This window comes from Thermoanaerobaculia bacterium, assembly GCA_035717485.1.
Lineage (GTDB): Bacteria > Acidobacteriota > Thermoanaerobaculia > UBA5066 > DATFVB01 > DATFVB01.
In genome coordinates this window covers 1-25,266 of the sequence record DASTIQ010000277.1, presented here as the reverse complement: position 1 = coordinate 25,266, position 25,266 = coordinate 1, and the positions used below count along the sequence as shown (strand labels likewise).

Sequence of the window (25,266 nt, the reverse complement as noted above, 5' to 3'; positions counted from 1 at the left end):
GCCGGAGAGCTCCGTCTTGACCGCGTAGGTGCACGGCGCGAGGTTCAGGAAACGGAAGTCGCCCTGCGCTCCCGTCGTCGTGCTCCGCGGCGCGCCGCAGCCCGACAGGGTCACCGCGACGCCGGGGAGCTTGCCCCCCTGTTCGTCACTCACCGACCCGTAAATGTTTCCGGACGTCGCCTGCGCGTACATCGACGCGGCGAGCCCGGTCGCCATCGTGAAGATGGCGAGGCTTCGAAAGAGTCCCCTCATGCTTCCTCCTCGGCTCCCCGGGGGGAGCCTGAAAATCTGCGCGGAATACCTCGACTTCTTTCCTTCTTCGCTTCTGGAGAGAAAGGCGTCTTTACTTCTAAGCTATTCATTTTCAATAGTTTAGATAGCAACACCGCTGCCATGGTCGCCAGGCGAGGAGGTGCTTGAAGGGAGCGGAGTTAGCGGCGGGCCGAAGGGCTCGAGATGACGGTCCAGTCCGATTTTCCGAAAGTTGATCCGGATAGCCGGATTCCCGTCCTCCGGCGCGCTTTGTGCATCGGTACCGAATCGGGAGCCAATTGCGCCCGGCGAAAGGAAGAAACGCGGTGGAACATAAGAAGAGTTTTTCGGAGCCACGAACCGATGCGGGCAACGACGCGGCAGGCCGCGTGACGCGGCCTCCGGGAAGGCCCGCGATTCACGGCGAAGACTGGTCGAAGGTGACCGTCGTCATGCTGAACCGCCAGGTGATCTTCCTCGACCGTCTGTCGGCGGACATCCGCGCCGCGACCGGCTCGATCGTCAAGCGCGCGGAGATCATCCGCACGCTCGTCGACCTGCTCGCCGAGAGCGACGTGCAGGTGGGAGACGCCCGACCCGGAAGCGATCTGAAGGAGATCCTGAGGGCGTCGCTCGCCCGCCTGAGCCGGGAGCCGGTCACCGCCTAGGACGGAGTATGCTCGAAGGGATGGTCCCCCCGCCGCGACGCCCGGCGCCGGTTCATCCCCTGGTTCACACGTGGACCGCCAGCGCTCCGCTCTCGTTCGCCTCGGTCCGCCACGCGCTGGGGCGCGGTCTGCGTCTGCGCTGCCCGGTGTGCGGGGTGGGCCGGCTCTTCGTCTCGTTCTGGCGGATGCGCGACGCCTGCTCGGAATGCGGCGTGAGCTACGCGCGGGAAGCCGTCTGGCTCGGATCGATGGACATCAATCTCACCCTGTCGCTCCTCCTGATCCTGGGCGCGGTGCCGTTCCTTCCGGAAATCGGACTGCGCCGGGAGCTGCTCGTTCTCGGAATCGCGGCGATCCTGATTCCCGCCGTGCTGTTCCGGTTCGTGAGAGGGGTGTGGATGGCGTTGCTCTATCTCAGCGGCGGGGTGTACTGATCGATCGTCTTCCGGTCTTCTCGCCGCGCCTCGTCGCTCCGCCGGTCCGGGGCGAGTCCGCGGCGGCCCGCCGCGTCCCGAAAGCTACTTCCCCAGCACCCTGAGCGCTTCGATGACGCCCGGCTGTGCCGGCTTCATGGCGAGCGAACGATGGAAGAGAGCGGCGGCGCCGTCCCGGTTGCCGAGACACGTCTCGTAGAGCCCGAGCGCGTTCAACGTCTCCGGTTCGCGAGCCGATTCCGAGAAGGCGGCGACGGCCGAACGGGCGCCGGCGCAGTCCCGATGCCGGAAGAGCGCGTCGCCGAGGGCGCGGGCCAGGGGCTCGTCGGCCGGATACGCTTCGCGGGCGCGCCGGAGCAGGTCGATTTCCGGCGCCGCGTCTCCGGCGCGGCGGTATTCGGAGGCCCACGAGAGAATCGTTCCCGCCGGGTCGGCGTGTCCGGCGGCGAGCGCGCGAAACAGATAATCGCGCGCGATCGCGTCGCGGTGCTCCGCGCGATAGAGGATCGCCAGGTTGAAGAGGGGAGAGTGATAGCCGGGGCGCAGGTCGAGCGCCTTTCGGAAATCCTTCTCGGCTTCCGCCAGGTTGCCGACGGTCTCGCGTTCGTAGAGGCCGAGGTTGTTCCAGGCGCCCTCGGTCATTCCCGGCGGCCCCGCCGTCCGGCGAGCGCTCGGAAGATCGGCGGTGTCCCGCGGGGAGAGATAGCCGAGCGCGACGAGCTTCTTCGCGTTCTCGTTCTGCTCGGCGGCCGAGACGGGAGCGGCGGCGACGCGGTCGACGGGGAGCCGATCGAGTTCCCGGACGGCGGGCAGCGGCCGGAGGTCCCGGAACGCTACCGTCACCCCGCGTCCCCGCATCCGGACGTCCGGGGGGAGATTCAGGAGAGCGAGCACGGTCGGGGCGACGTCGAAGACGCTCGGGTGCCCGCGGTCGACGCCCGGCGAGACGCGCGCGCCCCAGGCCGCGAAGAGGCCGTCGGGACGGTGCCAGTACGCGGCCGTCGACCACTCGCTCGATGAGCGTTCGCACGGCCGTTCCGTTCCCCACTTGAACCCGTGATCGGAGGTGACGACGAGGGTTGCCCCGTCTTCCGCCGCTCGCCGCATCCATTGCCCGAGGATCCGGTCGATCACCGCGAAGTACGCGGCGGCCGCGCTCCCGAACCGGGTGACGTCGTCTTCGCTCACGCACGCGAGGCGCGGCGGCGTGTCGGAGGCGAAGACATGGCCGACGGCGTCGGTTCCCTCGAAGTACACGGTCATGAAGTCGGGGCGTTCGCGGTCGTACAGGTCCCGCGCGAGGCGCTGGTACACGCGCGTCGACGCGAGGATGCGTCCGAACGCGAAGACCGGGTCTTTCATCCCGTCCGCGCTTCCGAGCCGCGCCGCGATCTCGCTCTCGGGCAGGTGGATCGCCGGAGCGAGATCGGAGGCGGCCACCGCGCCGTCGCGCGCGACGGCGGCGCGAACGGCGTCGTCCAGGGCGGGCGGGAACGCCGTCCCCCGGCGGCTTCCGCCCGCGTAGGCGATCGGGAACGCGCGGTCGGAGACGAAGAAGCCGCTGACGATCTCCGCGGGATCGGTCGCCCACCACCCCACGACCCCGACCCGCCGCCCCGCGGCCGACGCGACGTTCCAGATCGCCGGAAGAGCCCGCGACGCGCCGGAAACGGGCCGTTTCTCTCCCGTCGCCGGATCGATCTCCTGGAAATCGAGCACGCGGTGGAGATCGGGGCCGACGCCGGTCGCCATCGTCGTCCAGACGATGGGAGAAAGCATCGGCATGTAACTCGCGAGCTTCGCGGAGGCCCCCTCCGCGACGAGCTTCGACCAGTTCGGAAGCTTTCCTTCCGCGGACAGGCGATTCATCCAGTCGGGGTCGAGGCCGTCGAGGCCGATCCAGATCACCGGCGCGGACGCTGTCCGGGCGGGCCGCGACCGGACGGCGACGTCGCTGTCTTCGACCGGCGCGCGGCGGGAGGAAACCGGAGGTGGCGGCTTGGGCGCGCCGCAGGCGATGGCGCCGGCAGCGACGGTCGAAAGGACGATCCGCGGAATCCTCACCCGCCGCCCATTGTAGCGGGCCGGGTCCCCCGCGGCCGGAGCTCGAGAGCGGCCGAAGATCGGGAACGGCCCGCCGCGAGGCGGGCCGTTCCCGTCGACGGAAACGGGTCAGAAAGCGATGCGCACGGCGAACCGGAGAAAGCGCGGGTCCGTCCGCGCCGTGATCTTCCGGTAATACGGGTTGTCGCTGCAGGGCACGCTCGACTGGCAGGTTCCCCCGCCGGGCAGCGGATCGCCGGGCTTGATCCCCGGCTGTCCGTAGAAGGGGCTCGTCGAGTCGGTGACGAAGTTTCCGTTCGGGTTGAAGTCCTGGTCGTAGGCGGTCGGAGTCTGCCGGTTGAGGAGATTGAACACGTAGATCATCGGGGTGACGCTGATCCCCCTTCCCGCGTTCCACGAGTACGCGAGGTTCAGGTTGACCTCGTAGTCCCACGGAGTCCGGCCGGCGGAACCGCGCGGCGTGAGGAAGACGTTGTCGGGATAGAAGCTGTTGTAGTACCCGAGCACCGACAGCGGCGTTCCGCTCCGCGCGTACGCCCCGACCCCGACCTGGAGACCGAACGGCGCCGAATAGGCCGCATCCAGCCGGATCTGGTGCCGGCGGTCGAGGTCGAGATAGCCGGAGCCGTTGTGGAGGAAGACGCCGTAGTCGTAATCGGCGTTGATCCCCGGGTCCGTCTGACCGTCGGCCTCGCGGATCGCTCCCGAATAGTTGCCCTTCAGGGAGGAGAGGAGATACGACGCCTGGGCCCACATCGATCGGCCGAGCTGCTTGCGGGCGACGAGTTCGATTCCCCGGAAAATTCTCTTGGCCGGAGGCATCGGAACGCCGGGGAGCCCGCATTGCCCCGAGTTCGGGTCGGCGGGATTGGCCGAGTTGTCGCACGAGGGGAAGGTGCCGTTGGCGAGCGGCTGGTCGCTCCCGGGATTCGCGATCGCGCAGGAGGCGCCGAACGGATTGGCCGTGTAGTCGAGATCGCAATGATCCTCGACGGTCCGGCCCAGGGCTCGGTAGGTGAACTTCACGCCGAGAGAAAAGCTGGCATCGAGGGCTTTCTCGACGCCGAGCGCGTACTCGTCCTGGTACGGCGCCTTGATGCCGGGCGCGATCGGCTCGCCGGAAAACGTCCCCACCTGGACGAGCTGGCCGAAGGGGGCCGTCGGGTCCTGCGACGTGGCCGACGGATCGTAGTTGTAGGAGACGACCGAGGTGTTCGCCGTGAACACGCGCACGGTCAGATCCGTCGGGATCGAATAGTAGAAGCGCCCGTACGACCCGTAGATCTTGCTCGTGCCGTCGCCGGTGAAATCCCACACGAAACCCGCGCGGGGCGCCCACTCGTGGCTGAACTTGATGGCCGTCGCGCCGTTGCCTCCCTTGAGATTTTCCTCGTCGTAGCGGATCCCCGCGTTGACGGTGAGCGACGGCAGGACTCTCCAGGAATCCTGCAGGTACGCGCTCCATTGCGGCGTCTTCACGTCGAACGGCGCCCTCGCGAGCGGCGTGAGGTCGCTTCCGCTCGCCGTGAAGTAATCGTGTTCGTAGTACACGGGATCGGTGTAGGAGATGCCGTTGACCGTGAACGTGTGGAGCGGCGCGTTGGCGGCGCACGTCGTGCCCGGCTGGGTGCAGTCGTGAATGATGATCGACTGTCCGCCCGTGTAGAAGGAAGCTCCCGTCGTCTCGTCATTCTGCCAGTCGCCGCCGGCTTTCAGCTCGTGGCTGCCGAGGTAGTACGTGAAGTTGCCGGCGATCTGATCGCGCTTGGACTGGTTGTTCGTGACGGGGCCGAAGACCAAGCCCCAGCCCCCGGTCAGGACCGGGTTTCCCGAAACCTGGATGTTTTCCACGGGGGTCTGGTCGATCAGGAGCGGCTGGCCGATCTCGAACGGCTTCGTCGCGAAGCGGTCCTCGTGCCGCCCGTACTGGAGGGTCGCCACGGCGTTCGAGCCGAAGATCTGGAGGAGCTGCCCCGTGTAGTCGTTTCCCCCCGAGTAACGGTTGGCGAGATAGGTGCCGGGGTCGGACTCCGGAGTCGGCGTACTCGTCGTGCTCCCCGCTCCGGATCGGGTCGAGGGATCGGTCGTGATCGATCCGATGAGCGTCGTTCCTTCGGCGAGGTTCGCGGTGATCTTGCCGGCGATCTTCGTCGAGACCTGGTTGTCGGGATAGTCCCCGGGCAGGAGCGACTGCGTGTTCGTGTCGTACGTCCGGAATCGGCGATCCTCCTTGAAGCGGTCGAACGCGCCGAAGAACCAGACGCGGTCCTTGACGACGAACCCTCCGATGTCGAAGCCCGCCTCTCCGCGCGAAAGGTCCGATTCCTGGAAGATGGGGCTCGTGAAGGCGAGCGGGATGACCTGGTCTCCGGACTGCGTGTATCCGGGCGTGACGTTCACCTTCTGCGAGGAGCGAAGGGCGAAATTGTTGTAGTACCCGAAGACGCCGCCGTGGAATTCGTTCGACCCCGACTTCGTGACGACGTTGATCACGCCGCCGGTGCCGCGGCCGTACTCGGCCATGTAGCCGTCGGTCAGGACCTGCACCTCCTGCACGAACTCGCCGTTGATGTCCTTGCCCTGGGTGCCCTTGATGACGTTGGTCGTGTTGACGCCGTTGATGAGGTACGTGTTCTCTGCCGAGGTGGTCCCGTAGATCGAGATCGCCAGATGGTTTCCCTGCGTCTCGCCGGAGTCGATCTGGACGCCGGGCTGCGACAGGACGATCGACGCGTAGTTGCGGTCGACCGGGAGCTTGCTGATGACCGCCGAGTTGTAGGTCGACCCGGTCGCCGCGCTCCGCGTGTCGATGAGCGGGGCCTCTCCCGTGACCGTGACGTTGGCCGTGGCGGCCACCTGGAGCTCGAGGTTCACGGTCGCGGTCCCGGCGAGGGCCACCGTCGCGTTCTTCTCGGCGTGCGTGAAGCCGGTGAGGGACGCGGTGACCTTGTAGCTGCCGGGAGCCAGCGCCGGGACGCGGAAGCGACCGTTCGAATCGGAGGCGGTCGCGCGCGTCCCCTGGAGCGCCGGGCCGGAGACCTCCACGCTGGCTCCGGGCAGCGCGCCGCCGTGCGCGTCCGTGACGGTGCCCTCGATGTTTCCCGTCGTCTGCGCTTCGACGGCGGCGGCGGCGAGAACGATCGTGGCGATGCCGGCCACTCGAACGAGGAGTGCCTTGGGTCGGGTCATTTTGCTCCTCCTTCCAGAATGAATTGCGGAATTATGAGCAAGACTCGGACCAATAGGGCAAGTTCTTAATAAAAAAAGCTCCCTCGGGTCGAGGGAGCTTTTGGGTCGGAAGGGCGAGTCGGGGCTACGAGCGGGGACTGAACGTGACCGTCACGGAAGCCTTTCCGGCCGTCGCGGGCGTCGCGGAATCGGTCCGCGTCGAGATCCGCCCCGCGTCGATCCCGTGGCGCGTCACGAGGTACTCCTTCGCGTGCTCGGCGCGGGCCCCCGCGAGCGTCTCGCGGCGCCGTTCGGGCGTCGCCTCGTCCGGATATCCCGTGATGACGATCGTCGCGTGCAGGTCGTCCTTCAGGCGGGCCGCGACGCGATCGAGGACGGCTTTGGCGATGTTCGACAGGCGCGACGAGTTCCGCTCGAAGGGGATCTCGTTGGTCGACGTCTCGGGTGCCGGAGCGGGCGCGACGACGGGCGGCGGAGGCGCCTCCACGGGAGGCGCCGGCGCGGGCGCCGGAGGCGGGGGAGGCGGAGCCGCCTTCGGCATCTCCGGAGCCGGCGGCGGAGGAGGCGGCGGAGGCGCGGGGGCTCCGAAGTGGATCACGACGCCGACGTTGGGCTGCACGTCGGTGTGCGCGCTCCCGCCGATGAACGGCTCCGCGAAAACGTGCTCGCCGCGGAGCTCGAAGCGGGCGCCCACCACGCGGTTGAAGCGGTACTCCGACCCGACGCCGAGATAGACGAACCCCTCGCCCTTTCCGTGCACGTGTTCGCGCTCGGTTCCGCCGCCCAGGCCGACGTACGTGTTCCACCCCGGAATCGAAGGGGTGAAGTCGTACATCACGCCGAGCGACGCGTCGTAGAACCCGGGATGCAGGTCGATCCAGTTCACCGTCGCCTCGAGGGCGAAGTGATCGGTGAAGAAATGTCCGAACCGGCCGCCGTACAGCAGGAAATCGGACTGCCGCGCGTCGCAGCGGCACTTGTAGTTCGTGTCGCCGAGGAAATCGACGCCGACCTGCGCGCCGACGTACGTGTCCCCCTTGAGGACGTTCGGAGCCGTCCGATCGCTCACGTCCGAGCGGTCCTGCGCGCGCGCGGCGCCGGCGAGGAGCACGATCCCCACAACCATCGATAGGAGAGTTCCGAGTCGCCGATTCATCATCGTCCTCCGCACAATCTCAGTTCCGTCAGCACGCCAGACCGAAGACGAGGCCGGTCACGGTTCCCCCCGGCTCGAGGTGCACGGGGATCGGTCCCTTCTTCGGCGGGACGGTCTGGAAGAAGTTCACCGGCGGCAAGGTCCACACCGTGTAGTCGCCGGGCGCGATTCCCGTCAGCGTGAAGTCGCCGTTCGAATCGGTCACCGCCGTCGCCACGACGTTGCCCGAGGTGTCCTTCACGATCACGGTCACGTTGGGGAAAGGCTTCTCGCCGATGTCCTGGATCTGGTTCTTGTTGATGTCGTAGAAGACGAACCCCGAGATCGTGCCCCCCGCCGACGAGCGGTTGCCGAAGAGCACTCCGCTCGCCGTCTGTCCCGCCGCGACCGTGACCGGGACCATTCCGGAGCCGCCGGGCAGCGTCTGGACGGTTCCGTCCGGGACCACCTCCGAAACCTGGTAGGAACCGGGGTTGATCCCGGTGAACGTGAACGTGCCGTCGGCGCCGGTCGTCGTCGTCGCCACGAGCGCTCCGCCCGACGCGGCGAAGAGATTGATCGTCACGCCCGCGACTCCCGACTCTCCCGCGTCCTGAAGGCCGTTGCCGTTCGCGTCGTTGAATTTCAGGCCCGAGATCGATCCCGTCGCGGCGAGCGCCTGGTTGCCGAACAGGACGGTCGCCGTCTGGCCGGCCGAAAGGGTGACCGACATCGTGCCGGGAGGCGCCGGGAAGGTCTGGTGGTAGCCGTCGGGCACGACCTCGGAGAGGATGTAGGTTCCCGGCGCGAGGCCGGTGAAGGAGAAGTTGCCGCCCGAGTCCGTCGTCGTCGAGGAGGTTCCGGACGGTCCGCTGATCTGGATCGTGACGCCGGCGAGGCCGCCTTCCCCCGGGTCTCGGACGCCGTTGCCGTTGGCGTCGTCGAACTTCGTGCCGGTGATCGCTCCGGTCGCGAGCTGGTTGCCGAAGAGAACGTCCGTGACCGACTGTCCCGGCGCGACCGAGACGAACAGGTCGCCGTCGCCGGCGGGCGTCGTCTGGCGGTACCCGTTCGGCAGGTCTTCCCTGAGGAAGTACGACCCGGCGGCGACGCCGGCGAAGGTGAAGCCGCCGTTGGCGTCCGTCACGGTGGTCGCGATCGGCGAATGGCTCGCGGCGTCGGCCGAAACGAACAGGTTGATCGTCACGCCCGCGACTCCCGCCTCGCCGGAATCGAGCAGCCCGTTGCCGTTGGCGTCGTTGAACTTGGTTCCCGAGATGGATCCGGGGAGCGCCGCGTTCCCGAACGTCAGGTTCGAGAAGCTCTCGTTGCAGAAGGTCACGGTGAAGGTCCCGCCCGAATCGGAGACGACCGAGGCGAGATACCGGCTGATCTGCACGGTCGCCGAAGGCGCGGTCTGGCGGTATCCCGCCGGCACGGTCTCGGTGACCGTGTACTGCGTCTCGGGAAGTCCGCAGATCGACCACGCACCGTCCGGCCCGGAGATCCCCGTGGCGGAGATCCCGTGCCCGTCGGTCGCGGAGACGACGACGCCGGGGATCCCCGGCTCGCCGGAATCGCGCACCCCGTTCTGGTTCACGTCCGAGAAGACGACGCCGGAAAGGCAGTGGGTCGTCCGGCAGCGCGAGTCCTCGCGGACCGCGAACGTCGCGGTCGTCGAGAATCCGGGAAGGAAGCCGAAGAAGCAGCCCGATCCGCACGAGGAGGCGGTCTGGAGGTCCGCCGCCGGCGTGAGCCATACCCGGTAGTTCCCGGTGCCGTTCGGAGCGCGGTCGAAGGGCGCGAGCGCGACGATCTCCGATCCGCACGCGGTTTCCCCGGAGGAGGCGCCGTCGGCGGAGACGATGACGCCGCCCGAGACCTGGAGCGACCGGGGCGCGCCCGAGAGGAGCGTCTGACCGGAGGCGTCGGTCACCTGGTAGAACCACGCGCCGTCGGCGAGAGCCCCGATCGCGCACGCCGGATCCGCCGGGCCGGCAGCGAGATGGACCTGATCGCGCGAGGAAAAGACGTTTCCGGCGGGCGTCGTGCCCGCGGCGTCCACGACGGCGACCGCGCCCGCCGAGAAACCGGCCGGAGCGGCGGGAGCCGTCGCCGTCGCCACGGACGTGCGGCGGATCTCGGGGAGAGCGGCGGAGGAGGGCGTTCGGACGGGCGACCGGCCCGGGGCGGCGATCGCGAACGAAGCCGCCAGGACCCCGGCCGCAGCTCCGCCGGCTGTCGAAACGATCCGTGAAAAGCTCATCGTCGGATCTCCTGCTGTTGCCGATTCCGGGGAAGGAAGCCGAACCGGATGCAAGCAAGAATCGAACCAAATCCGGTGAGCGGCCGTCGTTCAGCGCTGCATCAGCCGGAGGATTCGCATCGCGCGCCGCTCGAGCCGACGCGAATGCCGGCCGGGGCCGAAGACCCGCGGCGACGCGATCATCGCGGCGAGGATCGCGGCTTCCCGGTCGGTCAGTTGCGAGGCCGGGTGGCCGAAGTAGAGCCGGGACGCCGCTTCGGCGCCGTAGCAGCGCTCCCCCCACTCGATCGCGTTGAGATACAGCTCCAGGATCCGACTCTTCGGGAGGAGCCGGTCCATCTCGATCGCGATCGCGATCTCCCGCGCCTTCCGCCAGGGCGTGCGCGCCGGGGAGAGATAGAGGTTCTTCGCCAGCTGCTGGGTGATCGTGGAGCCGCCGACCCGGAGCCGTCGCCGGTCGATGTCGGTTCGGATCGCGAGCCTCGTCGCCTCCCAGTCGACCCCGTGATGGCGGTAGAAATTCTGGTCTTCGGTCAGGACGACGGCGCGCCTCAGCGCGGGCGAGATGCGCGAGAGAGGGACGATGATGCGGTCGATCCGGTCGCTCCGCCCTTCCCGGCGGAGCTCGGCCTTGCGGCGTTCGATGAACGCGGTCGTCGGGGGATCGTGCCGGGCGAGCGAGCCCACGTCGGGAAGGGTGGCGAAGAAAAGGGCGGCCGCGGCGACGAGCGTGAGAACGGCGATGAGGGCCCAGCGGGCGGCGCGTCTCACGGGCGGCACGGGCCCGCCGCGTCCCCGGGCGGGCCGGCGGACGGCGGCTTCGTCACGGCGCCCAGGCCCGGCTCCGCTCGACCGCGTCTTTCCAGAGGCCGTATTCCGTTTCGCGCGAGGCCCCGGAGGGTTCGAAGACGTGCGGCTTCCCGAGACGCTCCGCGAAGTCCTCCGGCGAGCGCCAGAACCCCGCGGCGACTCCGGCGATGCCGGCGGCGCCCGCCGCGGTGAGCTCCGCCATTTCCGGCCGGGCGACGGGGACGCCGAGCACGTCGGCGAGGTGCCGCATGAGGAAACCGTTTTCGGTGGCGCCTCCGTCCACGCGAAGCTCCGGCACGGAAACGCCGAGGGTCGCCCCGAGCAGCTCCACGAGCTGCCGCGTCTGATACGCGATCGCTTCGAGCGTCGCCCGCACCAGATGGGCGCGCCCGGTACCTCTCGTCAGTCCGATGAAGAGACCGCGCGCCGCCGCGTCCCAGTAGGGCGTGCCGAGGCCGGAAAGGGCGGGAACGAAATAGACCCCGCCGTTGTCGGCGACGGATTCGGCCGCCGCTTCCGATTCCGCCGCCGTCTCGAGAATGCCGAGGCCGTCCCTGAGCCATTGCACCGCGGCGCCGGCGACGAACGCGCTCCCCTCGAGCGCATAGACGGTCCGGCCGCCGATCCGCCACGCGACGGTCGAAAGGAGCGCGTCGGAGGCCGGGATCGCGTCGCCCGCGTTGCAGACGAGGAAGAGTCCGGTGCCGAAGGTCGCTTTCGCGTCTCCCGGCCGGAAGCACGCCTGCCCGAAGAGCGCCGCCTGCTGGTCGCCGATCGCGGCGCAGACCGGAATCTCCGCGCCGAAGAGTTTCGGATCGGAAGCGCCCAGATCGCCTCCGCTCGCCGTGATCCCGGGGAGCATCGCGGGAGGGACGTCGAAGAGCGCGCAGAGGCCAGCGTCCCACGCTCCGGTAGAAAGGTCGAAGAGCAGGGTCCGAGAGGCGTTCGAGGCGTCGGTCGTGTGGCGCCGGCCGCCCGTCAGGTTCCAGAGAACCCAGCTGTCGACGGTTCCGGCGATCGCGGTCTCCGGGAGATCGACGTGCTCCCGGATCCACCGCAGCTTCGACGCGGAGAAGTACGGGTCCGCCGGAAGTCCCGTCCGCCGGCGAAGCATCGCGGAATCGAGCGTCCGGCAGAACTCCGCGGTCCGGCGGTCCTGCCACACGATCGCCGGCGAGAGCGGAGTCCCGCTCTCGCGGTCCCAGACGACGACGGTTTCCCTCTGGTTCGTGATGCCGATCGCGGCGACGTCGCTCGGCGAAACGTCCGAGAGCACCTCGCGGGCGACGGCGATGCAGCCGTCCCGGATCTCCCCGGGGTCCTGTTCCACCCACCCGGGCCGGGGGAACGAGACGGGGAGCTCGCGATACGCGCGCCGGACCGCACGCATGTCCCGGTCGAAGAGAATCGCGCGGTTCCCGGTCGTTCCGGCGTCGATCGCGAGGATGAAGCGGGATGGCACGGCGGGATATTAGTCCGCGGACCGCGGCGGCCGTCAGCCGCGAGTCGTCCGTCGGGGCGGAACCACGCGGGGATGTTGCGCCCGGGCGCGCACCGGCGCTCTCCGCCGGATTCGCGCAAAAAAAAGCCCCGGCCGGAGCCGGGGCGCAATATCCGGAGCGGGAGCTCCTACTTCACGCAACCCTTGTTCGCGTTCGACCACTCGTACTGGTAGCCGTAGCCGCCGTCGGTGAACGGCGCCGGGCTCCACGCGCACTTGTCGTCGGCCTCGTAGCCGCTGCTGTCCCACCATGCGTTGACGGGGTCGGTCACCGCTTCGCGGGTTTCGTGGCAGGCGAAGTGCTGGGCGTCCTGGAGCGTCGTGAATCCGGACGCATGGCAGCCCGCGCAGCTCGGATACGGCTCGATCGAATACTTGATCGTATGGCCGCCGCTCGTGTAGCTGCCGTGGTACGCGCAGTAGTACAGATTCGGTCCGCCGCAGGAGGTATAGGTGCCGTCGGAGGAATACGACGTCGGCGGGATGAACACCTCGTAGATCGCCTCGTTGTCGAACGTGTGGGTCGAGAGGTACTTGTTGACCTCGCCCTGGACCGCCGCGTCCGTGACGTTGGTCGGCGGGTTCGACGAGTCGTACGAGTCGCCCGCGGAATAGAGCGAGCTCAAGCCGATGTACCGGGTGGTCCCCGTCGTCGTGTCGTAGTACTGCGTGATCACCTGGTAATGGGAGTTCGTTCCGAACTGCGAGTAGAAGCTGTCCATCGTCGAGCGCTCCGTCGCGCCGGTGCCGCTTCCCCAGTAGCTTCCCCAATAGATCGGGACGACGTGCGCGGCGTTGAGGATGTCGCCGCCAGGGTAGGAGAGATTCGCCCCGTGGCCGCCGCGCGCGAAGTGCTGCGCGGCTCGGGCTTTCGTCGGAAACTCGTTCACCCAGTGTCCGTTGGTCTCTCGTCTTTCGGCCATGGCGGTCGACGCCAGGGCGACGCAGAACGCCAGAGCCATGAGTTTCTTCATCGCGGAGTTCCTCCTCTTCCCGAAAAGGCGAATCGCGAGATTGCGGAGCGCCATTGGCCCGTTTGCATGCAATTTTTTTGCCTTTACTCGCGTTCCCGGGCGGTCGGCTCGAACCGGTCGAACCGCGTGGAAAAAACGAGGCCCCGGGTCGCCCCGGGGCCGGAAACGACGCAAAAGAGCCGGAACTTACTGACAGCCGGCCATCTTGAAGCTGCCGATCCAGGTGCTCCAGTTGAACGTGCCGCTGTTCTTCAGGTACTCGGTCGTATACCAAAGGGTGCAGCCGTCGATCGGATCCACGCTGATGCTGCTGTAGTCGCCCCAGCGGTTCAGGGACCGCTGCTGGGACCCTGTCCCGCTGTGAAGCCCGGTCTCCGCCTGAAGCGTTCCGAGCGGATCGGTCGAGGCGCGGCCGGTGAAACGGATCGAGGGGTAGAGACTCGCGCTCGAGACGCTGTATCCGAGAGCGATGTTGCCGGTCTTGTCGCGCGCGACGGATCCCATCCAGCGCGAGGCGGAGTCGGGGGAATACGTCCCCTGTTGGACGAGGGTCGGCGTCGCCCCGGTCGACGTGTTGAGTCTCAGCTCGTACCACCGGACGCCGTCGACCTCGGTCTTCTTGTTCCCGCTCACCTTGACGGAGTGGTTGACGACGAGCGACTCCAGCGTCCCCACCTTGCTGTAGGCGAGGCGGTACATCAGGCGATCGCCGAGCGAATCGAGTTTCTGGCTCGTTCCCGGCTGCGGGACGCACGCTCCGCCGCCGCAGGCCGTCGAAAAGGCGGCGACCGAAATGGTCGCGGGCCCCGTGAACGTCGAATTCGCCGGCGTCCCGAAATCCGCGTGGAGCTTCCAGACGTGGAGCGAGCTCGACCCGAAATTCAGGAAGTACTCGGGCGAGCCGGCCGTCGGAAGCGCCGCCGGCGTGTCGATGTCGGCGGGGAGCAGACCGCCGTAGGCCGACGAGAGCTGGAAGCAGACTTCCTTCGCGGCGGTCCCGTTTCTCATCGCCGCGCCGTCGTAGGCGCAGGCGCGCGCTCCCTGGAAGGTGCCGGTGAACATGTTGTACGTCGCGTAGTAGCCGTCGGACCAGACGCCGATCTTCGGGTAATCATTGAAGTTCGGCTCCGTGAACGCGTACCGGTGCCAGGACCCGGTCGCGTCCGACGTCGCGGAGACCGCGAAGCACTGCAAATACGGGGTCGTGCTCACGGAGAACTGCGACATGACCCACCGATTGTTGAGCTTGTCGTACTGGACGATCGGATCGCCGTCGTTGTTGTTCTGGCAGCCGCCCCCGAATCCGGACCAGAGTGTATTGCCGGCCACAGGTCCCAGGACCTTATTGCCCGACTTGTCGAAGACCGCGAACGACTCGTTGACCCACTGGACGTACTGGGTCGCGCCGACCGCGCCGTTCGTGTCGGGCGGAGCGGCATCGGGCGAGAACCCGTAGTCCCCCTGCCCGACACCCGCGAAGCCGAGCCCCGCCGTCGCGGCCACCAGCACGTTGGCGGACGTCTGCGCGACCGGATCCGGGGCGTCCGACGGCAGACCCGCGGGGTGGAACGGGAGGGGTCGCGGCGCTTCGTGGGGCGCGCGGAACAGCGGGAGCTCGGGCGTGATGTCGCGCAGAGGTGGCGACGTGTCGAAGTGGACGGCGGCGCGAACCTGCGCGCGGGGATTCGCCGAAGCGCTCTGGGCGGCGGCGTAGCCCGCGAAGGTGAGCATGATTCCGGCAACGATGAATCTCTTCATTTCCTGATGTTCCTCCTCAGGCCCGATTTCCGCCCGGAGGCCAGTCGCAGAATCGTGAGCTGTCGCGGACGGGCGTCCCGATTATCAGGAACTTGCTTTCGGGCGGTCAATAGACGCGGCGTTTCGTCTTGAACTCGAACAAAAGAAAGGCCCCGGCGAGCCGGGGCCTCGAATCTGGCGGAGTCGTTCTGGCTACTTGACGCAGCCGCCGTTCTTGTTCGACCACTCGTACTGGTAGCCGTAGCCGCCGTCGGTGAACGGCGCCGGGCTCCAGGCGCACTGGTCGTCCGCCTCGTAGCCGGTCGAGCCGTTCCACCAGGCGTTGACCGGGTCGGTGACGGCTTCGCGCGTCTCGTGACAGGCGAAATGCTGCGCGTCCTGGAGAACCGTGAAGCCGGAAGCGTGGCAGCCGCTGCAGGACGGGTACGGTTCGATCGAGTACTTCACCGTGTGCCCGTTGTGGCTGTAGCTGCCGTGGTAGGCGCAATACGCGAGGTGCGTCCCGCCGCACGACGTGCTGCCGCCGTCGGAGGAGTAGTAGCCGGGTCCGATGAAGACCTCGTAGATCGCTTCGTTGTTGAAGGAGTGGGAATTCAGGTACTTGTTGACCTCGGCCTGAACCATCGAGTCCGAGACTTTCGCCGACGTGGGGTTGGTCGAGTCGTACCAGTCGCCGCCGGCGTTGAGCAGCGTCGACGCGCCGATGTAGCGGGTCGAGCCGGTCGTCGTGTCGTAGTACTGGGTGATGACGGCGTAATGGGAGTTCGTTCCGAACTGTTCGTAGAACTGGTTCATCGTGGAGCGCTGGGTCGCGCCGGTGCCGCTTCCCCAGTAGGTTCCCCAGTAGATCGGGACCACCTTCGCCGCGTTCAGGATGTCGCCGCCGTGGTAGGAGATGTTCGACGAGGACGCCGCGTGGATCGGCGCCTGAGCCCTGGTCGGGTACTCGTGCACCCAGTGTCCGTTGACCTCTTTCATCGCCGCGAAGCTCGTCGACGCGAGCGCGAGAGAGATCCCGAGCGCCAGTAGCTTCTTCATTCCCGAGTTCCTCCTCCGTTCCCTACACCGCCGCCTGTTGGGCAAGTCGCGGGATCGTGGCTCGTCGCGGGCGGCCGGAAATTGCGGGGAATTATGGGGGCGCCGCCGGGAGGCGTCAAGAAGTCTCTTTCGCCTCAAACGGTTTTTGTCCGTCAAAAAAGAACGCCCCGGCGCGCCGGGGCGAAAGAGCGGGGCCGGCTCGTCGGTTACCGGACGCAGCCGCCGTTCCGGTTCGACCATTCGTACTGGTAGCCATAGCCGCCGTCGGTGAACGGGGCCGGGCTCCAGGCGCACTGGTCGTCCGCCTCGTATCCGGTCGATCCGTTCCACCACGCATTCACGGGATCGGTCACCGCTTCCCGGGTCTCGTGGCAGGCGAAATGCTGCATGTCCTGCGCGGTCGTGAAGCCGTAGGCGTGGCAGCCGCTGCACGAGGGGTAGGGCTCGATCGAGTACTTCACGGTGTGGCCGTTCCAGGAGTAAGCGCCGTGGTACGCGCAGTACCGGAGATTCCCCCCGCCGCAGGAGGTCGCGCCGCCGTCGTAGGAGTAGTACCCGGGTCCGATGAAGACCTCGTAGATCGACTGGCCGTTGAACGCGTGGCTTCCGAGGTACTTGTCGACTTCCGCCTCGACCATCGCGTCCGTGACGCGCGACGACGACGGGTTCGTCGTGTCGGACCAGCCGGTCGAGCCGGTGGCGAGCAGCGCCGAGAGCCCGATGTACCGCGTCGACCCGGTCGTCGTGTCGTAATACTGCGTGATCACTCCGTAATGCGCATTCGTCCCGAACTGCTGGAAGAAGAGACTCATCGCGGATCGCTGGGACGAACCCGTCGACGTTCCCCAGTAAGAGCCCCAGAAGATCGGAACGACCTTCGCGGCGGGGAGGATGTTTCCGCCGTGGTACGACATGTTCGAGGCGCTCGCCGTGTGCAGAAGGGCCCGACCTTTCGTCGGATACTCGTGCACCCAGTGACCGTTGACTTCTTTCATCGCGGCGCCGGCCGACGAGGCGAGCGCGAGCGAAAGCGCAAGGGAAACGACCGTTTTCATCCGGGGAAACCTCCGGGAGGAAATTGCCGGTCCGTTGGGCGCGCCCGGTATGGGCCCCGCCTCGGACGGAAGGGGAGCACGGGGATTATCGGAAGCGCAGACGAAGGAATCTACTGATCGGAAGGACAGGCAGGAAGGACGGCGAAAAAGAAGAGGCCCCGGCGAACCGGGGCCTGAAAGAAACGTTTTTCGGAGGAGTTACTTGACGCAGGCGCCGTTCTTGTTCGACCACTCGTACTGGTAGCCGTACCCGCCGTCGATGAAGGGCGTCGGGCTCCACGCGCACTTATCGTCGGCTTCGTAGCCACGGTTGTCCCACCAGCCGCTCACCGGGTCGGTCACGGCCTCGCGGGTCTCGTGGCAGGCGAAATGCTGCATGTTGTTGACGTCGCTCCAGCCGCTCGTCTTGCAGCCGCTGCAGGAGGGGTACGGCTCGATCGAGTACTTGACCGTCTTCGTCGCACCGCCTGCGCTCGTGCTGAAACTTCCGTGATACGCGCAGTACGCGAGGCTCACGCCGCCGGTCGCGCCGCAAGACCCGCTCGTGCCGTTCGACGAGAAGTACGCCGGCCCGATGAACACCTCATAGATGGCCTGGTCGACGCCGTGGCTGTCGAGCGCCTTGTACCCGTGGCCGGCGAGGTACGCGTTGACCTCGGCCTGGACCATCGCGTCGGTCACGTTCGCGCTCGTCGGGTTCGTCGAGTCGTACCAGGCGTCGCCGGAATTCGTCAGGGTGGAGAGCCCGATCGTTCGCGTTCCGCCGTAGACGGTGTCGTAGTACTGCGTGATCACGCCGTAGTGGGAATTGGTTCCGAACTGCTCGTAAAACAACTCCATCGTCGCCGCCTGGCTCGCGCCGGTTCCCGACGACCAGTAGGTTCCCCAGAAGATCGGAACGACCTTCGCCGCGACGAGCACGTCGCCGTTGTGGTAGACGAGGTTCGAGCCGCCGCCGCCCCGCGCATAGTGCGAGACCGCCTCGGCGTTCGCCTTCGTGGGAAACATGCTGTACCACTGCCCGTTGATTTCTTTCTTCTCGGCCATCGCCGAAACGGCGAAGGCCAGAGCGGCCCCGAAAACGAGAACCTTCTTCATGTTCCGAGCTCCTCCTCCGAATGGACCCCGCCTGTTGGGCAAGTCGGACATCGGCTCGTCGCGGGCGGTCATTTGAATATTGCGGCGCATTATGATGGCAGTGCCACTATCGGTCAAGGATTTTTTGTATTTTATTTTCATCGATTTACGAAAAAAGCCCGCAATTCGATATCGATGGTCTGCCGTCCTGCCCTAGGATCGGGCCGATGGCCGACGGACCCGAAAATACCCTCAGCTCCCGCGAGCGTTTCATCGCCGCGGCCCGCGAGCTCTTCCTGCAGCATGGCTACGACGGCGCGTCGACGGCGCTGATCGCCCGGGAAGCGGGCTCCGCCGAGACCCAGATGGTCCGCCTCTTCGGCGGGAAGGCCGGGTTGCTCGAAGCGGTATTCAACGAGAGCTGGGCTCCGCTGAACGCGAAGCTCGAGGCCATCGCGTCCGGCGCCCGCAGCGGACGCGACGGAATTCTCAAGGTGCTCTCCGCAATGATCGCCGCGTTCGACGCCGATCCGAATCTCGCCTTTCTCGTGCTCCTCGAGGAGCGGCGCGTGCGGGGCGACGGAAAGGTCGTCAGCATTTCGCGGGGTCTTTCCGATTTCTCCGGGCTCGTCGATCTGCTCATCCGCCGCGGCCAGCGGGACGGAAGCCTCGCGCCGTCGCTCGATCCGGCGGCGCTTCGTTCGGCGTTCATGGGCGCGGCGGAGGCGATGATCCGGGACCGCGCGATCGCGCGGCGCGAGGGAAGAGCCGAATCGTTCTCGCGCTCCTCGATCCGGTCGGTGTTCGAGTTTCTGCTGGGCGGCATTTCACCCGATTCCTGAGTGGTGCGGGGCGATGCCGCATCCCGTCGGGCTCGCGCCTCGCCGCGCGCCCGGGCTGCAAAGTCACCGGCGCGCGGCTACCGGGGCGGTGGAGGCGGAGGCGCGGGAGTTCCCGGGACCTCCATCACGCCGTAGAACCCGGTGATGTCGAAATAGATCGTCTTTTCGGTGTGGTCGCCGAGCTCGACCGTGAGCACGTCGTAGTGCTTTCCGTCCGCCGAAGCGAGCCCGCCGCGGAGCTTCCGGAAGCGGCCGTAATGGTCGAAGATCCAGTGGTGCTCGAGGTCGATCCCCTCGTCTTCGGTCTGCGCGAGCACGACGACGGCTTGCTCGACGGAACTGCCGTCGCCCCCGGCGAAGGCAGTCGGCGCGAGGTACCGAGCGGGCTGCGGGGGAGCGGGCGCCGGCGTGCTCGCCGCGGCGGGCGGCGGCGGGGGAGCCGGGGGCGCGGCACTCCCGGAAGTCCGGGCCGTCCGTGACGCGCAACCGGCGAGGGCGGCGGCGGCCGAGAGAGCGAGGAAACGTCGCATCCCGCGATGATAATCTCGAAATCGATGCGGCTTTCGGGGAAAACCGCCTTCGTGACCGGCGCGTCGCGCGGCATCGGCGCGGCGATCGCGCGCCGTTTCGCGGCCGAGGGTGCCCGGGTCTGCCTCGCCGCACGCTCTTCCGGCGAAACGCTTCGCATCGCGCGGGAAATCGCCTCCGCGGGCGGCGAAGCGATCGCGGTCGAGTGCGACGTGACCCGGCCCGAGTCGTACGGGAGCGCTCTCGGCGCGGCGGTCGAACGCTGGAAGACGATCGACGTGCTCGTCAACAACGCCGGGACGTCGGGTCTCACTCCGGTCGCCGGAGGATCGTCGGAGGAAGACGCCGCCGCGGACGCGACCTGGGACGCCGTGCTCGCGACGAACCTCACCGCGGTCTGGCGGGTCACGCGCGCGGCGACCCGGCACATCCCGGACGGGGGGCGCATCGTCAATCTCTCCTCCGTCCTGGGCCGCTTCGGCGTTCCGGGGCTGGCGGCCTACGTCGCGACCAAGCACGCCGTGATCGGCCTGACCCGCACGATGGCGCTCGAGCTCGCGCCGCGGAAGATCACGGCGAACGCGATCTGCCCCGGCTGGGTGGAGACGGATCTCGCCCGGCAGGGCTACCGCCGGATCGCGAGCGGCGCGAAAGTCACGGAAGAAGAGGCGCGCGCGATCTGCGCCCGGATGGCGCCGCTCGGGCGCGTCCTCGATCCGGAAGAGATCGCCGGGCTCGCGGCCTACATGGCGTCGGACGACGCGCGCGACCTGACCGGACAGGCGATCGTGCTCGACGGCGGCCAGGTGATGCCGTGACGACGGTCGGCGAGTCGCGAGTCGTGAGCAGCGGCTCGGGGATTCGGGCGGCGACGCTCCGGCGGCGCCGGGTTGAGCGGCCGCGGCGCTTCAACCCGGCGCGTTGAGATGACCGACCGCCCGATCATCCGCGCGATCACCTTCGACGCGGGAGCGACGCTCCTCCGCGCGGACCCTCCCGTCGAGGAGGTCTACCTCCGCGAGTTCGCGCTCGACGGCGCGAAGGGCGACGCGGCGGCGCTCGGCGGCGCGCTCGCGAAGACGTGGCGCGAAATCCGGGAGAAGAAGCTCGTCGACCGGTACGGCGGCCCGACGGGTGAACGGGGCTTCTGGGAGATGTTCGTCGAGCGCGCCCGGTTCCATTTCGACGGCGGGCGCCTCTCCGCCGCCTGCTTCGACCGGCTCGTCGGGCACTTTCTGCGCCCGGACGCCTGGGCGGTTTTCGACGACGTCGTTCCCGCGCTCGACGCGCTCGAGGCTTCGGGGTACCGGCTCGCGATCGTCTCGAACTGGGACTCGACGCTCGCCGGGCTCCTGGAAGCGCACGGGCTCGCCGCGCGATTCTCCGCGCTCCTGATTTCCGCGACGGAGCAGGCGGGGAAGCCGCATCCCGAGATCTTCCGGAGGGCGTGCGAGCGCCTCGGGGTTTCCGGATCGGAGACCGTTCACGTCGGCGATTCGGTCGAGGAAGACTGGGCGGCCGCCCGCGCGGCCGGACTGTCCGCGCTCCTCCTCGACCGGGACGACCGGCATCCCGAGATCCGGGAGCGGATCCGGTCTCTCGCCGAGCTCCCGGCGCGCGTTTCCGCGGTCGCCGCGGGCGTTTCCGCGGGCTGATTTCCCGCCAGAAATCCGTTGCGTTCCGAAGGGGCGTCCCTTACCCTTCGACCAACTTGAATCAGCTGTTCCGGACGAAATCGCTCGACGACCTCGTCGCCGAGACGCAGGAAGAGGGCCACCAGCTCAAGAAGGCCCTCGGTCCGGTCAATCTGATCGCGCTCGGGATCGGCGCCATCATCGGAGCCGGCATCTTCGCGACGATCGGCACCGCGGCCGCGGGCGACGCCCACCGGCCCGGGGCCGGGCCGGCGCTGATGCTCTCCTTCTTCCTGACCGCGGTCGTCTGCGGCTTCACGGCGCTCTGCTACGCGGAGTTCGCTTCCATGGTGCCCGTCGCCGGGTCCGCCTACACGTACTCGTACGCGACGCTCGGAGAGCTGGTCGCCTGGATCATCGGCTGGGACCTCATTCTCGAATACGCCATCGGGAACGTCGCGGTCGCGATTTCCTGGGCGAACTACTTCAACACGCTTCTCGACGGCCTCGGCATCCATCTCCCGACGTGGCTGACGATCGACTACCGCACGGCGCACCAGAAGGTGCCCGCGGTCATCGCCGGCGCGCCGCACCTCTTCGGGATCCCGATCGTCTTCAACATCCTCGCCTTCCTGATCGTCGCCGGAATCACGGTGGTCCTCGTCTGGGGCGTCAAGGAGTCGGCGCGGTTCAACGCGGTGATGGTCGCGATCAAGCTGGTCGTGCTCGCCTTCTTCGTGTTCGTGAGCTTCCATTTCGTCAAGCCCGCGAACTGGCACCCCTTCGCGCCGAACGGTTTCGCCGGGATCTCGACGGGCGCGGCGATCATCTTCTTCGCGTACATCGGCTTCGACGCGGTCTCCACGACGGCGGAGGAGTGCCGCGATCCGAAGCGCGACATGCCGATCGGGATCATCGGCTCGCTGATCGTCTGCACGGTGATCTACGTCGGCATCGCGGCGGTCTTCACCGGAATGGTCCCGTTCCCCGTCCTGCAGCACCTCAATTCCTCGCAGCAGGCGGAGCCGCTGACGATGGCGATGAAGTACGTGCGCATGCCCAACTACATGGTGGGGATCGTCGCGCTCGGCTCGGTGATCGCCCACACCGCCGTCCTTCTCGTCTTCCAGCTCGGCCAGCCCCGCATCCTCTTCGCGATGGCGCGGGACGGCTTCCTTCCCCCGTCGTTCGCGAAGGTGCATCCGAAGTTCCGGACGCCCCACGTCGCGACGATCCTCACCGGGGTCCTCGTCGGTCTCGCCGCAGCCGTCGCGAACATCGACGAGATGGTGGATCTCACGAACATCGGAACGCTCTTCGCGTTCATCCTCGTCTGTCTGGGAATCATGGTCCTGCGCTTCAAGGACCCCGGCCGGGAGCGCCCGTTCCGCGTTCCGCTCGGGCCGGTCTTCCTGCCGGGCCTCGGTCTGGTCGCGTGCGTGTACCTCATCTTCTATCTCCCGCCGAGCTCGTGGTGGCGGTTCTTCGGCTGGCTCCTGACCGGGCTCGTCGTCTATTTCCTGTACGGCCACCGCCACTCGCGGCTCCGGAACGGCCCGCGGCCGAGCGACTTCAATCCGGCCTCGGACCTTCCTCCGCGCGAGCTGAAGTAGGGCGGGAAACCCGCTTCCCTCGACAAAAGGCTTTCCTTTTTTCCCTGCCGGACGTGAGCGCTCAGGGCTGAACTTTTGCTACCCTTGGGATGGAGGTGACGATGAAAAGAATTCTGCCCCTGATGCTCCTGGTCTCGGCGGCCGCCGCGTCGGTCTCGGCGGCCGTCGTGACGAAGCGCTTCGAATGGGCGCCCGTGAACGGCGTGCAGGTCCTCAACTGGACGGAAAGCGGGATCACCGTCAAGCAGATCACCTGGGACCTCGGATCGGTCGTCAAGCCGACCCGGATGTCGACCTCGCGGGCGCACGTCCGCGTCGACAACGATTCGACGGTCGACGTCGTCCCGGGGATCGCGGTCGCGATCTTCGACGAGGAGAATCACCTGATCGCCGCCGGAGACGGAGGAGTGAAGGTCGGAGACCTGAACAAGGGAGCCCGCGACAATTTCACGATCACCTTCGCGCACGTGTTCCGGAACATCGACCGGGCCAAGTACTTCTACGTCACGGTCGAAACGAAGAGGTGACGCGATTCTGAAAAGCCGGAAGGACGCGGCGGCGGCCGCCATCCTCGCCGGCGGCATCGCGATCTTCTGGGGCCGTCTCTTCGGAGGCGGCCTCGTTTTTTACGCCCGCGACCTCGGCTTCTTCTTCGCCCCGCTCCGGGCCGCGTTCGCCGCGGCGATCCGGTCGGGCGCTTCTCCGCTCTGGAACCCGTCGCTCGGATCGGGGATCCCGATGGCCGCCGATCCGAACAACGCCGTCTTCTTCCCGGCAACGCTCCTGTTCCTCGTTCGGCCGTTCTCGTCGGGAGCGCGGGCCGCGCATCTCCTGTGGGCGGAGGCCTTCGCGCTCCTTTCCTTCGCGGCGCTCCGGAAGCTTTCGCTCACGCGCTTCTCCGCCGCCGTGTGCGCGTTCGCGCTCGCCGTGTCGGGGCCCGCGATGACGCTCGCCTCGCTCCCGACGACCGCCTGGAGCGTCGCCCTGTTTCTCCCGCTGCTCTCGGCCTGGGGGGCGCCATCGGGCGTCGCGGGAGGCGCCCTGATCTTCGGCCTCGTGATCCTGTCGGGCGAGCCGGCGATCGCCGGAGAGGTCCTCTTTCTCGCTCTTGCGTTCCGGCTCCTCGAGCGGCGCGGCCGCTGGAAGGCCGCCGCGGGCGCGGCCCTCGCGGGGGCCGCGATGGCGATGCCGCAGATCGCCGGGGCTGCCGGGCTGATCGGCGACACCGTCCGGCGGGGAGGTCTCGCGGTGGCCTCCGGCGCCGCGTTCTACTCGGTGCGGCCGCTCCGTTTCCTCGCCTTCGTCTGGCCCGGGCTCTTCGGCGACGTCCACGCCGCGACGGCGAACGGGTTCTGGGGAAGCGCCTTCTTCGATGCGGGGACTCCGTACATCTCGACGCTGGCGGTCGGAATGGCGACGCTCGCCCTCCTTCCCGCGGCGGCGCGCCGTCGCCGCGGGCGCGCGCTGCTGACACTCGCGGCGATCGCCGCGCTCCTCTCGCTCGGCCGCTACCTGCCGGGCGGCGACCGGCTGCTCTCGCTGCCGGGACTCTCGCTCGTCCGGTATCCGGAGAAGTGGCTCTTCTTCTCCGCCGTCTGCGCGATCGCGGCCGCCGGTTTCGGCCTCGATCGCGTACGGTCGGGGGATCGCGTGGCGATCCGGCGAGTCGCGGTGGCCGGCGCGTCGATGGCGGCGGCTTCGGGAATCGCGGCGCTCCTGGTCCGGCTCGCGCCGGTTCGGGCGTGGTCGGCGATCGTCGGATCGCGAATCGCGGACGGCTCTCTCGCGCCGGCGCGGAGCGCCATCCTCGATGCGATCGGCCGCGAGCTCTCGACCGCGGCGGCGCTTTCGGGAGTGCTGTTCATCGCCGCCGCCGGTTTCGCGCGCCGCCCGAGGCGTCTCGCCGGCGCGCTCGCCCTGATCCTCCTGGCGGATCTCGTTCCCCGGACCTGGAACTCGGTCCCGCTCGCCCCGGCCTCGCAGTTCGACGACCCGCCGGAGGCGGTTCGCGCCGTCGCGGCGCGCGGCGGGCGGTTCTACTTCGACGGCGAGACGGAAGTGGCGGCCGACCCGCTGCGACCCATGGCCCCCACGATGGCGGGCGTCGCGTTCGCCGGGAACAACGACATCGATCGCTTCTCGCCGCGCCGCTCGTTCCTCTTCGGCCGGGCGGTGGCGTCTCTGCCGCTGTCCGACCCGCGCAAGGCCGGGCTCCTCCGCCTGGCGGACGTTCGTTCGGTTTCGTCGATCTCTCCGCCTTCCGCCGGACTGGAACCCTGGTTCGCGACTTCTCCGTACCGGACGGTGTACCGGCTGGCCGGCGGCGAGCGCTTCCGGCTCTTCCCCGCCGCGACGTCCGCGGCGGGAGAGGAAGAGGCCCGCGCCCTTCTCGTCGATCCGCGCCGTGATCCCGTCGCGGATCTCGTCG

Annotated in this window: 21 protein-coding genes; 8 read left to right on the top strand and 13 right to left on the bottom strand. The window is 68.0% G+C overall.

What is annotated here, in order from left to right:
• Window positions 1–252, bottom strand: a 252-nt coding sequence (locus VFS34_14510) for a carboxypeptidase-like regulatory domain-containing protein (protein ID HET9795663.1), incomplete at its 3' end; no start/stop codon positions are given.
• Window positions 253–641: 389 nt separating this feature from the next.
• Between VFS34_14510 and VFS34_14505 the strand changes: the two genes are divergently transcribed.
• Together VFS34_14505 and VFS34_14500 are read left to right on the top strand one after the other, a co-directional pair.
• Window positions 642–920, top strand: coding sequence for a hypothetical protein (locus VFS34_14505; GenBank protein HET9795662.1), 279 nt, complete (start codon window positions 642–644; stop codon window positions 918–920).
• A gap of 20 nt (window positions 921–940) precedes the next feature.
• Entirely contained in the window at window positions 941–1,354 is a 414-nt protein-coding gene (locus VFS34_14500) for a hypothetical protein (GenBank protein HET9795661.1), read from the top strand.
• A gap of 84 nt (window positions 1,355–1,438) precedes the next feature.
• Here the strand turns inward: VFS34_14500 and VFS34_14495 are convergent, their stop codons facing one another.
• The 11 genes from VFS34_14495 to VFS34_14445 form a co-directional block, all read right to left on the bottom strand.
• Window positions 1,439–3,418: an alkaline phosphatase family protein gene (locus VFS34_14495; protein ID HET9795660.1), complete on the bottom strand. Its 1,980-nt coding sequence runs from the start codon at window positions 3,416–3,418 to the stop codon at window positions 1,439–1,441.
• Between the two features lie 108 nt (window positions 3,419–3,526).
• Window positions 3,527–6,607 (bottom strand): TonB-dependent receptor, encoded by a 3,081-nt coding sequence (locus VFS34_14490; GenBank protein HET9795659.1) that lies wholly within the window; start codon window positions 6,605–6,607, stop codon window positions 3,527–3,529.
• Window positions 6,608–6,731: 124 nt separating this feature from the next.
• The gene (locus tag VFS34_14485; GenBank protein ID HET9795658.1) at window positions 6,732–7,763 is read right to left on the bottom strand and encodes an OmpA family protein; all 1,032 of its coding nucleotides are present in this window, start codon (window positions 7,761–7,763) and stop codon (window positions 6,732–6,734) included.
• 28 nt (window positions 7,764–7,791) lie between these two features.
• Window positions 7,792–10,008: an SdrD B-like domain-containing protein gene (locus VFS34_14480; GenBank protein HET9795657.1), complete on the bottom strand. Its 2,217-nt coding sequence runs from the start codon at window positions 10,006–10,008 to the stop codon at window positions 7,792–7,794.
• A 90-nt stretch (window positions 10,009–10,098) separates the two neighbouring features.
• A complete protein-coding gene (gene mtgA, locus VFS34_14475) occupies window positions 10,099–10,779 on the bottom strand; it encodes a monofunctional biosynthetic peptidoglycan transglycosylase (protein HET9795656.1) in 681 nt (226 codons plus the stop codon).
• 52 nt (window positions 10,780–10,831) lie between these two features.
• Window positions 10,832–12,280, bottom strand: a complete 1,449-nt coding sequence (gene glpK / locus VFS34_14470) for a glycerol kinase GlpK (protein HET9795655.1) — start codon at window positions 12,278–12,280, stop codon at window positions 10,832–10,834.
• Between the two features lie 167 nt (window positions 12,281–12,447).
• A complete protein-coding gene (locus VFS34_14465) occupies window positions 12,448–13,293 on the bottom strand; it encodes a hypothetical protein (GenBank protein ID HET9795654.1) in 846 nt (281 codons plus the stop codon).
• A gap of 186 nt (window positions 13,294–13,479) precedes the next feature.
• On the bottom strand, window positions 13,480–15,051 hold the full coding sequence (locus VFS34_14460; GenBank protein HET9795653.1) for a hypothetical protein: 1,572 nt from the start codon (window positions 15,049–15,051) through the stop codon (window positions 13,480–13,482).
• Window positions 15,052–15,243: 192 nt separating this feature from the next.
• Window positions 15,244–16,089 carry a hypothetical protein gene (locus VFS34_14455; protein ID HET9795652.1) on the bottom strand — a complete coding sequence of 282 codons (846 nt, stop codon included), beginning with the start codon at window positions 16,087–16,089 and terminating at the stop codon, window positions 15,244–15,246.
• 206 nt (window positions 16,090–16,295) lie between these two features.
• Window positions 16,296–17,144, bottom strand: coding sequence for a hypothetical protein (locus tag VFS34_14450; GenBank protein HET9795651.1), 849 nt, complete (start codon window positions 17,142–17,144; stop codon window positions 16,296–16,298).
• Between the two features lie 198 nt (window positions 17,145–17,342).
• Window positions 17,343–18,242, bottom strand: a complete 900-nt coding sequence (locus tag VFS34_14445) for a hypothetical protein (protein HET9795650.1) — start codon at window positions 18,240–18,242, stop codon at window positions 17,343–17,345.
• Between the two features lie 206 nt (window positions 18,243–18,448).
• On the opposite strand from VFS34_14445, the gene VFS34_14440 reads away from it, so the two are divergent.
• Entirely contained in the window at window positions 18,449–19,063 is a 615-nt protein-coding gene (locus VFS34_14440) for a TetR/AcrR family transcriptional regulator (protein HET9795649.1), read from the top strand.
• A gap of 77 nt (window positions 19,064–19,140) precedes the next feature.
• Here the strand turns inward: VFS34_14440 and VFS34_14435 are convergent, their stop codons facing one another.
• Window positions 19,141–19,380: a hypothetical protein gene (locus VFS34_14435; GenBank protein HET9795648.1), complete on the bottom strand. Its 240-nt coding sequence runs from the start codon at window positions 19,378–19,380 to the stop codon at window positions 19,141–19,143.
• Between the two features lie 219 nt (window positions 19,381–19,599).
• Between VFS34_14435 and VFS34_14430 the strand changes: the two genes are divergently transcribed.
• The 5 genes from VFS34_14430 to VFS34_14410 all read left to right on the top strand — a co-directional run.
• A complete protein-coding gene (locus tag VFS34_14430; GenBank protein ID HET9795647.1) occupies window positions 19,600–20,409 on the top strand; it encodes an SDR family NAD(P)-dependent oxidoreductase in 810 nt (269 codons plus the stop codon).
• A gap of 108 nt (window positions 20,410–20,517) precedes the next feature.
• Window positions 20,518–21,246, top strand: a complete 729-nt coding sequence (locus VFS34_14425) for an HAD family hydrolase (GenBank protein ID HET9795646.1) — start codon at window positions 20,518–20,520, stop codon at window positions 21,244–21,246.
• Window positions 21,247–21,302: 56 nt separating this feature from the next.
• A complete protein-coding gene (locus VFS34_14420) occupies window positions 21,303–22,838 on the top strand; it encodes an amino acid permease (GenBank protein ID HET9795645.1) in 1,536 nt (511 codons plus the stop codon).
• A gap of 101 nt (window positions 22,839–22,939) precedes the next feature.
• Window positions 22,940–23,365 (top strand): hypothetical protein, encoded by a 426-nt coding sequence (locus tag VFS34_14415; GenBank protein ID HET9795644.1) that lies wholly within the window; start codon window positions 22,940–22,942, stop codon window positions 23,363–23,365.
• Between the two features lie 211 nt (window positions 23,366–23,576).
• A partial coding sequence (locus tag VFS34_14410) for a hypothetical protein (GenBank protein ID HET9795643.1) occupies window positions 23,577–25,266 on the top strand: 1,690 nt, incomplete at its 3' end.